The organism is Pseudomonas sp. Z1-29, from assembly GCF_051131995.1.
Classification (GTDB): domain Bacteria; phylum Pseudomonadota; class Gammaproteobacteria; order Pseudomonadales; family Pseudomonadaceae; genus Aquipseudomonas.
This window is the reverse complement of record NZ_CP071645.1, coordinates 5,081,582-5,095,434: the sequence shown is the minus strand read 5'-3', so window position 1 is coordinate 5,095,434 and position 13,853 is coordinate 5,081,582. Positions and strand designations below refer to the sequence as shown.

The window sequence follows — 13,853 nt, the reverse complement described above, 5'->3', positions numbered from 1 at the left end:
CAGCCGGTTAGGCGTGCCCGGCAATCCTTTGGTGAAGGTTGCCGGGCGTTTTCTTATCTACTTCACCTGGGTGGTGGCGAAGTTGTTGGTGGTGAGCGGGCTAATCACATAGCCCTCTACGTTCTTGCGCATTGCCGTGAACATGCGGGTGTGGGCCATGCTGATCCATGGCTGGTCCTGGTTGAAAATCACCTGGGCCTGCTCATAGAGCCTCGCGCGCTCCTCGGGGTTCACTGTGGCGCGTGCCTGGTCGAGCAGCGCCTGGAATTTCTCGTTGCACCAGCGCGCGTAGTTTTCGCCGTTCTTGGCGGCTTCGCAACTGAGCATAGGCGTCAGGAAATTATCCGGGTCGCCGTTATCGCCCGCCCATCCGGCGGAAACCATATCGTGCTCGCCGTTTTTCGCGCGTTTGAGCATTTCGCCCCATTCCATCACGCGGATATCGACCTTGATCCCGACTTTCGCCAGGTCGGCCTGCATCATTTGCGCGCCGAGCATCGGGTTGGGGTTGGTCGGACCGCCGCCGTTGCGGGTGAACAGGGTAAACACGGTGCCTTCCGGCACGCCGGCTTCCTTGAGCAACTGGCGCGCCTTGTCGAGGTCGCGGGTCGGGTTCTTCAGGTCGTGGTTGTAACCCAGCAGCGTCGGCGGGTAAGGGTTGACCGCGGCGGTGGCGTTGCCCTTGCCGAACAGCGCGTTGACGTAGGCTTCCTTGTCGAAGGCCAGGTCGATGGCTTTGCGCACCCGCACGTCGCTCATGTATTTGTGGCTGGTGTTCAGGGCGGTGTAGGAAACGGTCATCGCATCCAGCTCGGTGACCTTCAGGTTCGGGTCTTTCTTGATGCTGGGGATATCGTCCGGTTTCGGGTACAGCGCAATCTGGCACTCATTGGTCTTGAGTTTCTGCATGCGCACATTGTTATCGGTGGCGATCGCCAGTACCAGCGCATCGGCCGGCGGCTTGCCCCGGAAGTAGTCCGGGTTGGCCTTGAAGCGAACCTGGGCGTCTTTGTTGTAGCGCTGGAAGATGAACGGCCCGGTGCCGATCGGCTTGTTGTTCAGCTCGGCGGCCTTGCCTGCCTTGAGCAACTGGTCGGCGTATTCGGCCGGGTAGATCGAGGAGAACGCCATGGCGATGTCGGCCAGGAACGGTGCTTCGCGGCGGGTCAGGGTGAACTTGACCGTGTGCTCGTCGACTTTTTCGACGTTCTTGAGCAGTTCCTTGAAGCCCATGCTTTCAAAGTACGGGAAACCCACGCTCGACAGTTTGTGCCACGGATGATTCGGGTCCAGCTGGCGCTGGAAGCTCCAGACCACGTCGTCGGCGTTCATGTCGCGGGTCGGCTTGAAGTAATCGGTGGTGTGGAACTTGACGCCTTTGCGCAGGTGGAAGGTATACGTCAAGCCGTCGTCGCTGATGTCCCAGGACTCGGCCAGGGCAGGAATCACTTCGGTGGTGCCGGGCTTGAAGTCGGCCAGGCGGTTGAAGATCGTTTCGGCCACGGCGTCGGCGGTGACTGCAGTCGTGTACTGGACCATGTCGAAGCCTTCCGGGCTGGCTTCTGTGCAAACCACCAGGGGTTTGGCCGTGGCGCCAACGGCAACACTCAGCAGTGCGGCGGCAATGGCGGCGCGTAGGGGGTTCATGTTCATCGTCAATCCTCTGCAATCGGTTGAACGGCAAAAAACCGAACGGTCAACCTTGTGGGTCGACCGTCGGTGGAAAGGTTAGAGAATGTTGAACGGGATGGTGGTAACCAGGCGGAATTCGTTGAGACTGCCGTCGGCCTGGTTTTCGCTGGCTCGGTGTGCGGTGTAGGTCGCACGGACCGCGGTGGCTTTCAGCGGGCCGCTCTGGACGGCATAGGAGGCACCGATACCGTATTCGTAGTGATGCTCGCCGTCCATCGCGGCGACGTCATAACCGGTGCTGTTGTAATGCGTACCGTCGATGCCCCAGCCGCGAGCCTGATAAATGTTGAATTTTAGGCCCGGAACGCCGTATTCGGCCATGTTCAGGCCATAGGCGACCTGGAAGGATTTCTCGTTCGGGCCGTTGAAGTCCGACAACAGGGAGTTGGCCAGGTAGATGCCGTTGGTTTCGTGCAGGTAGTCGAAGTATTCGTTGCCGTTCACTTGCTGGTAAGAGAACGTCAGGCTGTGGGCCTGGTGCGTCAAGCCGAACGACAGGGAATAGGTGTCGTTGTCGATTTCGCCCAGCTTGCTTTTACCCGAGTCCACGGTCTTGTAGTAGTTCAGGCCGGTAGTCAGGCTCAGCACCGAGCTGTCGCCCAGTTCATGGGTGGCACCGAAATAGTACTGGTTCCACATGTCCTCGGCCTCGGTCGCCCAGAGGCTGGTCTTCAGGCTGGCCAGTGGCTGGTAACTGATACCGGCGGTGTTGACGTGATCGGTCTCGACGCTGCTGTCGCCATACTCGGAGCGAAACTTGCGCTGGCTTTGTTCCATGCGAGGAGAGTTACGGTCGAAGGTGGCTATATCGAACGCCAGGTTTTCGAATTCTTCACTGTGCAGGCTCACACCCTGGAAGCTGGAAGGCAGCGCACGGTTGCCGATGACATCGACCATCGGGCTGCTGAAGTTCTGGCGGCCGGCGGTCAGAGTGGTGTTGGAAACACGGGCCTTGAGGTTGGCCAGACCCAGTTTGCTCCACTGGCCCACGGCGTCGCCGCCTTCGCGCGTCAGGGTACGGTTGTTGCCGGCGCCCGGACGGGTGGTCGGCGCTCCGCCATTGTTGGACGCCAGATCCTTGCGATCCTGGTCAAGGGCGATAGCGTTATAGGCGGCCAGTTCGGTGCTGAAACCCACGGTGCCTTCGGTGAACCCCGAGTTGTATTTGACGATGGTGCCCTGAACCCAGTTGATACGGCGGTCGGTCTCGCGCGCTTCGCCGTTCTTGCGATAGGTGAGCTTTGTGCCCCGCTTGAATTGCTCGTTGGCGTACCAGTTGCGCGTGGTGCCACTGATGGACTGGCCTTCGATGAAACCCTTGGCTTCGCTTTGCTCGCTGGTGGTCTTGAGAGCCACGGGCGTGACCGCCTGACTTTGAGACTCGGCATAGGCCGTCGCGGTGATGCTGCTGATGGCCAGGGCCAGTATCGCGGTGCTGCTCAGTTTCATGGGTAACGCTCCTTTTTCTTTCTTTTTTATGCCGTTCTTTTTGGCTGATACGGCTATTGGTTTACAACGCATTTGCAGCTTGCAAACGTTTGCCAGCTGCCTGATCGGCGAATTAAGGCAAAACGCTGGCGGAGGGCTTCCAAAGGAAGCCCTCGCTGCATGGCTAAACGGTTATGGGTTCAGGCTGACGCCCGAGAAGACGTTGCGACCGAAGGGGCTGACCTTGAACCCTTCGACTTTGGCACTCAGCGGCTGGTTGACCGTCGAGTGGGCGATAGGCGTGATTGGCACTTGCTGCTTGAGCAACTGCTGGGCCTGTTTATAGAGCACGGTGCGCTGCTCGCGGTCGGTGACGATCTTGGCCTGCTTGATCAGCTTGTCGTAATCCTGGTCACACCATTGGGAGTAGTTGTTGCCGCCAATGGCGTCGCAGCTGTACAGCGTGCCCATCCAATTGTCCGGGTCCCCGTTGTCGCCGGTCCAGCCGATCAGGTTGATGTCGTGCTCGCCGTTCTTGGTGCGCTTGATGTATTCGCCCCATTCGTAGGTGACGATCTTCACCTTCAAGCCGATTTTCGCCCAGTCGGACTGGAGCATTTCGGCCATCAGCTTGGCGTTGGGGTTGTACGGGCGTTGCACGGGCATGGCCCAGAGGGTGATTTCGGTGCCTTCCTTGACCCCGGCGGCCTTGAGCAGCTCCTTGGCTTTTTCCGGGTCGTAGGGAGCGTCCTTGATCGTGTCGTCGTAGGACCATTGGGTTGGCGGCATGGAGTTTTGCGCCAACTGCCCCGCGCCCTGGTAAACGGCGTTGAGAATGCCCTGCTTGTTCACCGCCATGTCCAGCGCCCGGCGCACTTCGACCTGGTCGAAGGGTTTGTGGCGGGTGTTATAGGCGATGTAGCCGAGGTTGAAGCCGGGTTTCTCGATCAGTTGCAGCTTGGGATCGTTCTTCAGCGCCGGGACATCGGCCGGGCGTGGGTGCAGGGTGATCTGGCATTCGTTGGCCTTGAGCTTCTGCACCCGCACCGACGCATCGGTGTTGATCGAGAAGATCAGGTTGTCCAGCTTGACCCGCTCAGGCGCCCAGTACTGCTTGTTGGCGACGTAGCGGATGTTGGAGTCTTTCTGGTAGCTCTTGAACTCGAAAGCCCCGGTGCCGATCGGCTTCTGGTTGATGTCGCTCGGCTTGCCGCTAGTGAGCAGCTTGTCAGCGTACTCGGCCGAAAGGATCGAGGCGAAGCTCATGGCGATGTTCTGGATAAACGCGGCGTCCACGCTGTTGAGCGTCATGACCACCGTCAACGGTCCTGTCGCTTCGACCTTGGCGATGTTCTTGTTCAGGCTCATGCCGTTGAAGTACGGGAACTCGGTGGGGTAGGCCTTGCGAAACGGATGCTGCGGATCGAGCATGCGGTTGAAGGTGAACAGCACGTCGTCGGCGTTGAAATCCCGGGTCGGCGTGAAGTAGTCGGTGGTGTGGAACTTCACCCCTTCGCGCAGGTGGAACGTGTATTTCAGGCCGTCTTCGGAAATGTCCCAGCTCGTCGCCAGGCCCGGCACGACATTGGTCGCGCCTTTTTCAAATTCGGCCAGGCGGTTGTACAGCGGTTCGGCAGCATCGTTGTCGGTCGCGGTGGTGTATTGCGCGGTGTCGAAACCGGCGGGGCTGCCTTCGGAACAGAACACCAGGCTGCCGCCGGCGGCCTGGGCCGCGGATGTAGCGGCCAGCAGGCCGGTGCCCAGCAATGCGGATAAAACCAAGGTATGGCGCATGACGCTCCCTCTCTCGTTCGGGGTGTTTGACAGTGAACCGGTGTCCTTCCAGGGACGGGGCCGGGGCACTGGGCTCATTCCAATGCGTGAACAGCGCTGCCGCAGGATTGGCAAAACCTCCAGCCCCGACGGTATGAGTCGTGTGCCAGGCGGTATATGCGCAATGCCTGAAAGACTTGTGGGAAAAGGCGACACGTCCTAAACCAACTGCTGTGGTACGCAGTGCTTTTGGATGTAGGCAATTTCCAAGTCTTTGTCTCGGCAGATAAAGCAACGGCGACGTTGGAAACGCCGCCGTTGATTACCTTTATTTGCTGACGCTGACGCCGTAGAAGGAGTTCAAGCCAAAGGGGCTGATCTTGAAGTCCTGCACGTTGGCGCGCATGGGTTGATACACCGTCGAGTGAGCGATAGGTGTCATCGGCACGGCGTCCTTGAGGACGTGTTGCGCCTGTTTGTAGAGGTCGGTGCGCTTGGCCTGGTCGGTGGTGCGCTTGGCTTCCTTGACGAGGCCGTCGAACTTCTTGTCACACCATTTGGAGAAGTTGTTGCCTTGCAGCGAGTCGCAGCCAAACAACACGTTGAGCCAGTTGTCCGGGTCACCGTTATCACCGCTCCAGCCGATGATCATGGCCTGGTTCTCGCCGCCCTTGGAGCGCTTGATGTACTCGCCCCACTCATAGCTGGTGATCTTGACCTTCAGGCCGATCTTGGACCAGTCATTCTGCAGCATTTCCGCCATCAGTTTGGCGTTCGGGTTGTACGGACGCTGAACCGGCATGGCCCACAGAACGATCTCCGTGCCTTCCTTGACGCCGGCTTCCTTGAGCAGAGCCTTGGCTTTTTCAGGGTCGTATTTGGCATCTTTGATGGTGGTGTCGTAGGACCATTGGGTCGGAGGCATGGCGTTGACCGCCAGTTGTCCCGCACCTTGGTACACCGAGTCGATGATCTGTTGCTTGTTTACAGCCATGTCCAGGGCTTGACGAACGCGCAGGTCAGCCAACGGGTTGGGCTTGTCGTCGCCTTTGACTTTTTCCATCACGTTGTAAGCTACATAGCCCAGGTTGAAACCCGCCTGGTCAGGCATCTTCAGCGCTTTGTCGTCCTTGAGGGCCTTGAGGTCGGCCGGGCGTGGGAAGAGGGTGATCTGGCACTCGTTCTTCTTCAGCTTCTGGATACGCACCGACGGGTCGGTGGTGATGGCGAAGATCAGGTTGTCGATCTTCACGTCTTCAGGCTTCCAGTAGTCCTTGTTGCCGGTGTAACGGATGTTGGAGTCTTTCTGGTAGCTCTTGAACACGAACGGGCCGGTGCCGATCGGCTTCTGGTTGATGTCGGCAGGCTTGCCGTCCTTGAGCAGCTGGGCGGCGTACTCGGCGGACTGGATCGAGGCGAAGCTCATGGCCAGGTTCTGGATGAACGCGGCGTCGACATCCTTGAGAGTGAACTTGACGGTGTGGTCGTCGACTTTATCGACCTTGGTGATGTTGGTGTCCATCCCCATGTCGGTGAAGTACGGGAATTCGGTTGGGTACGCCTTACGGAAGGGATCGTCCTTGTTGATCATGCGGTTGAACGTGAAGAGCACGTCATCGGCATTAAATTCACGGGTCGGCTTGAAATACGGGGTGGTGTGGAACTTGACGCCTTCACGCAGATGGAACGTGTAGGTCAGGCCGTCTTCGGAAATGTCCCACTTGGTGGCCAGGCCAGGAATCACGGCGGTACCGCCGCGCTCAAACTGGGTCAGGCGGTTGAACATGGTTTCTGCAGAGGCATCGAAGTCGGTTCCGGTGGTGTACTGACCAGGGTCAAAACCGGCCGGGCTGCCTTCGGAGCAGAACACCAGGTTAGTCGCGGCGGAAGCGAAAGGAGCGCTGGCTAACAAGCCTGCGCCGACTAAAAACGGAATGACCGCGTGTTTAAGCATGTTGGCCTCATGATTTGTTGTCATTTTTGGATTTGAGGGCGACCTCGTGAGTCGTCCTGCGGATACTTATGCAGGCCCCATACCCAATGCAAGATCCAGAGCGGTTTCAAGTCTGAAACAGTGGCACGTACGTACCTTAATGTCGCATCTTTATAACTTTTGACGCATTTGAACGTTTGCGCCGGTTTTTTTGGGGCGAGGGGCGCTCCGTGCCGGTGCGTTGTGAGGCTGCAATGCACCGGCCTGGGGCGGGTTTTACTTGTTCAAACCCACGCCGTAGAAGGGTGTAAGCCCGAACGGGCTGAGCTTGAAATCGACCACTTCCTTGCGTATCGGCTGGAACACCGTCGAGTTGGCGATGGGCGTGATGGGCACCTGCTGCTTGAGGATTTTCTGCGCCTGGCGGTACAGGTCGATGCGTTGCTGGCGGTCGGTCGAGACCTTGGCCTGCTGGACCAGCCGGTCGTAGGCTGGGTCGCACCACTTGGCGTAGTTGCTGCCCTTGACCGCCGCGCAGCTGTACAGCACGCCGAGCCAGTTGTCTGGATCGCCGTTGTCGCCGGTCCAGCCGTAGATCATCGCGTCGTGGTCGCCATTCTTGGCGCGCTTGATGTACTCCCCCCATTCGTAGCTGACGATGTTGGCCTTGATGCCAACTTTGGCCCAGTCCTGCTGGATCATTTGCGCAGACATTCGCGCATTGGGGTTGGAGGCGCGCTGCACCGTCATTGCCCATAAATCAATGGTTGTACCGGGCGCAACCCCGGCTTCCTTGAGGAGCGCCTTGGCCTTGGTCACGTCATGGGGCGCGTCCTGGATCGCCGGGTCGAACGACCATTGAGCCGGGGGCAAGGCGTTCTGCGCCAACTGCCCGGCGCCCTGATACACGGCCTTGATGATCGCCGGCTTGTCGATGGCCATGTCCAGCGCCTGACGGACCTTGAGCTGGTCCAGCGGCGGATGCGTCACGTTATAGGCGAGGAAACCCAGGTTGAAACCGGGCTGCCTGAGCACGCGCAGGTTCGGGTCCTGCTCCATCACTTCGATGTCGGCCGGACGCGGATAACCGCTGACCTGGCATTCGCCGCGCTTGAGCTTTTGCAGGCGCACGGCAGCGTCCGGGGTAATGGAAAAAATCAGGTTGTCGAGCTTCACGTCCTCGGGTTTCCAGTACGCCGTGTTGGCGGCGTAGCGGATCTGCGAATCCTTCTGATAGCGCTTGAACACAAACGGCCCGGTGCCGATGGGCTTCTGGTTGAGGTCGCCGGCCTTGCCTTCCTTCAATAGCTGCGCTGCGTACTCGGCGGACTGCACCGAGGCAAAACTCATCGCCAGGTTCTGCACGAATGCGGCGTCGACGTTGTTCAGGCTGAAGCGCACGGTGTGCTCGTCGATTTTTTCGACGCTTTTGATCGTGGTGTTCAGGCCCATGTCGGTGAAGTACGGCGACTCGGTGGGGTAGGCCTGACGGAACGGATGTTGCGGATCGAGCAGGCGCTGGAACGTGAACAGCACGTCGTCGGCGTTGAAGTCGCGGCTCGGGGTGAAATAGTCGGTGGTATGAAACTTCACACCCTCGCGCAGGTGGAAGGTGTAGGCCAGGCCATCGGCGGATACGTCCCAGCTTGACGCCAACCCGGGCTCGACTTCGGTGCCGCCGCGCTTGAACTGGGTGAGGCGGTTGAAGACGGTTTCGGCCGAGGCATCGAAGTCGGTGCCGCTGGTGTATTGGCTGGGATCGAAGCCGGCGGGGCTGGCTTCGGAGCAATAGACCAGGGTGGTCGCGGCCTGGGCCAGTGGGGCGCCGCTCAGCAGGGCAAGCGTAAGCAAGAGGGGTTTGAAGGTGGTTCTGTCCATGAAATCCCTTAGATCTTGATGACGGTTTTTCTGAAGGGTAGCGGGTGGGGCGGGCGCGTAGGAAATATCTAAAAGTGAGGGTGACCGTTGGGTTTGGGTATAGCGCTTGGAAGAGCCGGCTCGACATCCCACCTGTTTCTGCGCTGGTATTCCAACCCCATTGCGGGAGCGAGCCTGCTCGCGAAGGCGTTCTAAAGGCCGCCATGAATCGCTGGCCAACCACTTCCCCCGTGGCGAGGGAGCTTGCTCCCGCTGGGCCGCGAAGCGGCCCAATAACAGCGACTCTGTACATCTGACACAACGAGGTGTCCGGTTTTGGGACTGCTGCGCAGTCCAGCGGGAGCAAGCTCCCTCGCCACGGGGGACGCGGTGGTCGGTCGGTGGATACTGACTGGCCACCGCCAATCATTACTGCATCAACACCTCAACCACCCCATCCGCGGTCATGGTCACTTTGCTGGTGCCGGCTTCAACCTCAGGCGTGACCGACTCAGCGTCCATGGATGCCGCTTTCATCATCATTTGCGGGCGCATGTACGGTTGTGGGTAACCGTTGGTGTTGAAGTTCAGGTTGACGATCTTGTAGCCCTTGCCGCCCAAGGCTTCGGTGGCGAGTTGGGCGCGGGCCTTGAAGGCGTTGACGGCGTCCTTGAGCAGGGCGTCTTCGCTGGTCTGGCGGGTGGCGGTGGCGATGGCGAAATCCATGCCGGCCATTTTCATGTCGCCCAGCAGTTCGCCGGTGAGTTTGGACAGGGCGGCGAAGTCGGCGCTTTCCAGGCGCAGCTCGGCGCGTTCGCGCCAGCCGGTGATTTTCCCGCCTTTGTTGTCATAGACCGGGTAGCTGTTGCGGCTGCCCTGGCGCAGGTTGATGTCCTTGACTTGCTTGGCCTGGCCGATGGCTTTGTTCAGCGTGGTGCTGACGGCGGCGGCGAGTTTGGCCGGGTCGGTGTTCTGTTCCTCGGTGTAGAGGGTGACGATCATCAGGTCGCGGGCCACTTCCTGGCTGGCTTCGGCGTGCAGGGAAATCTGGTTGTAGTGCAGCTCATCGGCGGCCAGGGCCGGCAGGCTGGCGACGGCGCCGAGGCTGAGGGCGAGCAGGGCGGCGGGGCGACTGAACGTGTGCATGAAAGCTCCTTGGGATGATGCGCAGGGGTAGGTTCCGAGCCTGCGTGAACGATAAGACTCTAGCTTTTATGGGCGGGTTCGCACAGTTACAACTTCTATACAGATGATGCCCGGCGAAGGGCTTTCTGTGGTGAGGGGATTTATCCCCGTCTGGGCGCGAAGCGCCCCCAAAAGATCAGCCATCACACTGAATCAGGTCATGACACTATCGGGACTGCTGCGCAGTCCAGCGGGGATAAATCCCCTCGCCACAGGAGGCTGCGGCAAGGCTGGAAGCTGTGGCGCTTTGCCGCATCTTCGCCTATGCCCGCCGCGCCTTGGTTATACTCCGTGCGATCCGCCTGGAGCGCTCATCAGGAGAGCTCATGCTCGCCCCTTTGCAAATGACTTCCGCTTCGCGCCAGAACCTCTGGCGTCTGACGTTCATCCGCATTCTGGTCCTCGCGGCCCAGGCTGGCTCCGTGGGGCTTGCCTATTGGTTCGACCTGCTGCCGCTGCCCTGGCTGCAACTGGCGATTACCCTGGTGTGCTCCAGCGTACTCTGCGCATTGACGGCGATTCGCCTGCGCACTTCCTGGCCGGTGACCGAGCTTGAATATGCCGTGCAACTGGCCTGCGACCTGTTTATCCACAGTGCGCTGCTGTATTTCTCCGGCGGGTCGACCAACCCCTTCGTGTCGTATTACCTGGTGCCGCTGACGATTGCTGCGGTTACGCTGCCGTGGCGTTTTTCGCTGATCCTGTCCGGCATCGCCCTGGCGCTGTACACCTTGTTGCTGGCGCGGTTCTATCCGCTGGAAACCTTCCCCATCGCCCGGGAAAACCTGCAGATCTACGGCATGTGGCTGAGTTTTGCCCTGGCCGCCGCGGTCATCACGTTTTTTGCCGCGCGCATGGCCGAAGAGCTGCGTCGCCAGGAAGAGCTGCGGGCGATTCGCCGCGAAGAGGGCCTGCGCGACGAGCAATTGCTGGCCGTGGCGACCCAGGCCGCCGGCGCCGCCCATGAATTGGGCACGCCGCTGGCGACCATGAGCGTGCTGCTCAAGGAAATGCGCCAGGATCATCACGACCCGGCGTTGCAGGAAGACCTCAGCGTGCTGCAGGACCAGGTCCAGCTGTGCAAGGAAACCCTGCAATACCTGGTGCGTGCCGCCGAGGCGAACCGCCGGCTGGCCATCGAAATGCAGGACGTCACCGACTGGCTCGACGAGGCCCTGAATCGCTGGCACCTGATGCGCCCCGAAGCCAGTTATCGCTTCCAGTGCCTGGGCCAGGGCACGGTGCCGCGCATGGCGCCGCCGCCGGACCTGACCCAGGCCTTGCTGAACCTGCTGAACAATGCCGCCGATGCCTGTCCCGAAGGCCTGGAAGTGGTGCTGGACTGGAACGCCCATGAACTGACGATCTGCATTCGCGACCACGGCGCCGGTGTGCCGCTGGCGATTGCCGAGCAGATCGGCAAACCGTTTTACACCACCAAGGGCAAGGGTTTCGGCCTCGGCCTGTTTTTGAGCAAGGCCAGCGTGACACGCGCCGGCGGCTCGGTGAAACTCTACCCCCATGAGGAGGGCGGCACGCTCACCGAGCTGCGCCTGCCCCATGCCGACCGAGGAGACGAATATGAGTGACGAGATCCAAGTCGACGGCGAAGAACTGCCGCACCTTTTGCTGGTGGACGACGATGCCACCTTCACCCGCGTCATGGCCCGGGCCATGTCCCGACGCGGTTTTCGCGTCAGCACCGCCGGCTCCGCCGAAGAGGGCCTGACCATCGCCCAGGCCGACCTGCCGGACTACGCCGCCCTCGACCTGAAGATGGATGGCGACTCAGGGCTGGTGCTGCTGCCCAAGCTGCTGGAACTCGACCCGGAAATGCGCGTGGTGATCCTCACCGGTTATTCAAGCATCGCCACGGCGGTCGAGGCGATCAAGCGCGGCGCCTGCAACTACCTGTGCAAACCGGCCGACGCCGACGACGTGCTGGCGGCGCTGTTGTCCGAGCACGCCGACCTGGACACCCTGGTGCCGGAAAACCCGATGTCGGTGGACCGCCTGCAGTGGGAACACATCCAGCGGGTGCTGACCGAGCACGAAGGCAACATCTCCGCCACCGCCCGCGCCCTGGGCATGCACCGGCGGACCTTGCAGCGCAAATTGCAGAAGCGTCCGGTACGTCGCTGAACCTGCGCTGAACGAATGCTGTCCACCCTCGCGACACATCGGGCCGTTGCTTTATGATCGGCCCGAGTTTTCCCCTTATCGAGCCTTAACCATGAATCAGAACGCTGAATATTCCGCGGTCAATGACGCGGTGCGCGGCCAGTTTTTCCGCCGTGTCTGGCAAATGACCACGCCATACTGGCGCAGTGAGGAGAAGGGCAAGGCCTGGACGCTGTTGATCGCCGTGATTGCGCTGTCGCTGTTCAGCGTGGCGATTTCGGTGTGGCTGAACAATTGGTACAAGGATTTTTATAACGCCCTGCAGGAAAAGAACAGCGAGGCGTTCTGGAAGTTGATCCTGTATTTCGGCGGCATCGCCACGGTGGCGATCCTCGGCGCCGTGTATCGTCTGTACCTCACCCAGATGCTCACGATTCGCTGGCGGGCCTGGCTCACCGAGCAGCATTTTGCCCGTTGGCTGAACGACAAGAATTATTACCGGCTGGAGCAGGGCGGCTACACCGACAACCCTGACCAGCGGATTTCCGAAGACCTCAACAGCTTCACTTCCACGACGTTGAGCCTGGGCTTGGGGCTGCTGCGTACCGTGGTCAGCCTGGTGTCGTTCTCGATCATTCTGTGGGGCGTGTCGGGCAGCATCGAAGTGTTCGGCTACACGATCCCTGGCTATATGTTCTGGTGTGCGCTGCTGTATGCGGCGGTGGGCAGCTGGCTGACGCATTTGATCGGGCGACGCCTGATCGGCCTCAACAACAACCAGCAGCGCTTCGAAGCCGACCTGCGTTTTTCCATGGTGCGGGTGCGGGAAAATGCTGAGAGCATTGCGCTGTACAACGGCGAACCCAACGAGAACCGCCGCCTGAGCGAGCGTTTCGGCCTGGTGTGGCACAACTTCTGGGACATCATGCGCGTGTCCAAGCGCCTGACGTTCTTTACCTCTGGGTATGGGCAGATCGCGATCATCTTCCCGTTTATCGTCGCTGCGCCGCGTTATTTTTCCGGGAAGATCCAGCTGGGCGAGCTCATGCAGATCAACTCGGCGTTCGGCAATGTGCAGGAGAATTTCAGCTGGTTCATTGATGCTTACGCCTCGCTCGCCGCCTGGCGCGCCACTTGTGACCGTCTGCTGAGTTTCCGCCAGGCCATGAGCGACAACGAAGACCGGGTACCGGCCATCGATGTGCAGAACCAGGGCAACGAACTGAAAGTCCGCAACCTCGGGCTGGACCTGAGCGACGGTCGTCATTTGCTGACCCGCGCTGAACTGAGTGTCGAACCGGGTGAGCGGGTGATGCTCAGCGGGCGTTCCGGCAGCGGCAAGTCCACCTTGCTGCGGGCGATGGGGCATTTGTGGCCCGCCGGGCACGGCAGCATCCTGTTGCCTTCGGCGCGTTATCTGTTCCTGCCGCAAAAGCCTTACCTGCCGATTGGCAGCCTGCGCGAGGTGTTGAGTTATCCACAAGCGGGCGATATCTACCCCAACGAACGTTATGCACAGGTGCTGGAAACCTGTCGCCTGCCGCACCTGATTTCACGGCTGGACGAAAGCAACCATTGGCAACGCATGCTCTCTCCGGGCGAACAGCAGCGCCTGGCCTTCGCCCGTGCGTTGCTGTATGCGCCGCTATGGCTGTATATGGATGAAGCAACGTCGGCGATGGATGAAGAAGACGAGGCAACGCTGTACCAGGCGTTGCTCGACCAGCTGCCAGGCCTGAGCATCATCAGCGTCGGCCATCGAAGCAGTTTGAAACGTTTCCATGGGCGACATGTGCGCATCGAGAATGGCCAACTGGTGGAGCAGGCCGTAACCGCCTGAAACCCCCAAACCTGATGTGGGAGC

At 60.3% G+C, this 13,853-nt stretch carries 9 protein-coding genes; 3 read left to right on the top strand and 6 right to left on the bottom strand.

Annotated elements, in window-relative coordinates; all coding sequences use genetic code 11:
- Window positions 1-57: 57 nt before the first annotated feature.
- The 6 genes from J3P84_RS23210 to J3P84_RS23185 form a co-directional block, all read right to left on the bottom strand.
- Window positions 58-1,653, bottom strand: coding sequence for an ABC transporter substrate-binding protein (locus J3P84_RS23210; RefSeq protein WP_434626144.1), 1,596 nt, complete (start codon window positions 1,651-1,653; stop codon window positions 58-60).
- 75 nt (window positions 1,654-1,728) lie between these two features.
- Window positions 1,729-3,141, bottom strand: a complete 1,413-nt coding sequence (locus J3P84_RS23205; protein ID WP_434626142.1) for an OprD family porin — start codon at window positions 3,139-3,141, stop codon at window positions 1,729-1,731.
- Window positions 3,142-3,312: 171 nt separating this feature from the next.
- Window positions 3,313-4,914 carry an ABC transporter substrate-binding protein gene (locus J3P84_RS23200; RefSeq protein WP_434626141.1) on the bottom strand — a complete coding sequence of 534 codons (1,602 nt, stop codon included), beginning with the start codon at window positions 4,912-4,914 and terminating at the stop codon, window positions 3,313-3,315.
- Window positions 4,915-5,221: 307 nt separating this feature from the next.
- The gene (locus J3P84_RS23195) at window positions 5,222-6,847 is read right to left on the bottom strand and encodes an ABC transporter substrate-binding protein (protein ID WP_434626139.1); all 1,626 of its coding nucleotides are present in this window, start codon (window positions 6,845-6,847) and stop codon (window positions 5,222-5,224) included.
- 255 nt (window positions 6,848-7,102) lie between these two features.
- Window positions 7,103-8,704 (bottom strand): ABC transporter substrate-binding protein, encoded by a 1,602-nt coding sequence (locus tag J3P84_RS23190; RefSeq protein ID WP_434626138.1) that lies wholly within the window; start codon window positions 8,702-8,704, stop codon window positions 7,103-7,105.
- 408 nt (window positions 8,705-9,112) lie between these two features.
- Window positions 9,113-9,829, bottom strand: coding sequence for an SIMPL domain-containing protein (locus tag J3P84_RS23185; protein WP_434569824.1), 717 nt, complete (start codon window positions 9,827-9,829; stop codon window positions 9,113-9,115).
- A gap of 365 nt (window positions 9,830-10,194) precedes the next feature.
- Between J3P84_RS23185 and J3P84_RS23180 the strand changes: the two genes are divergently transcribed.
- The 3 genes from J3P84_RS23180 (at window position 10,195) to J3P84_RS23170 (ending at window position 13,829) form a co-directional block, all read left to right on the top strand.
- Window positions 10,195-11,457 carry an ATP-binding protein gene (locus J3P84_RS23180; RefSeq protein ID WP_434626137.1) on the top strand — a complete coding sequence of 421 codons (1,263 nt, stop codon included), beginning with the start codon at window positions 10,195-10,197 and terminating at the stop codon, window positions 11,455-11,457.
- Window positions 11,450-12,010, top strand: coding sequence for a response regulator transcription factor (locus J3P84_RS23175; RefSeq protein WP_003177957.1), 561 nt, complete (start codon window positions 11,450-11,452; stop codon window positions 12,008-12,010). The genes J3P84_RS23180 and J3P84_RS23175 overlap by 8 nt, the downstream gene beginning before the upstream one ends.
- Before the next feature lie 91 nt (window positions 12,011-12,101).
- Window positions 12,102-13,829, top strand: coding sequence for an ABC transporter ATP-binding protein/permease (locus J3P84_RS23170; RefSeq protein ID WP_305496838.1), 1,728 nt, complete (start codon window positions 12,102-12,104; stop codon window positions 13,827-13,829).
- Window positions 13,830-13,853 lie beyond the last annotated feature (24 nt).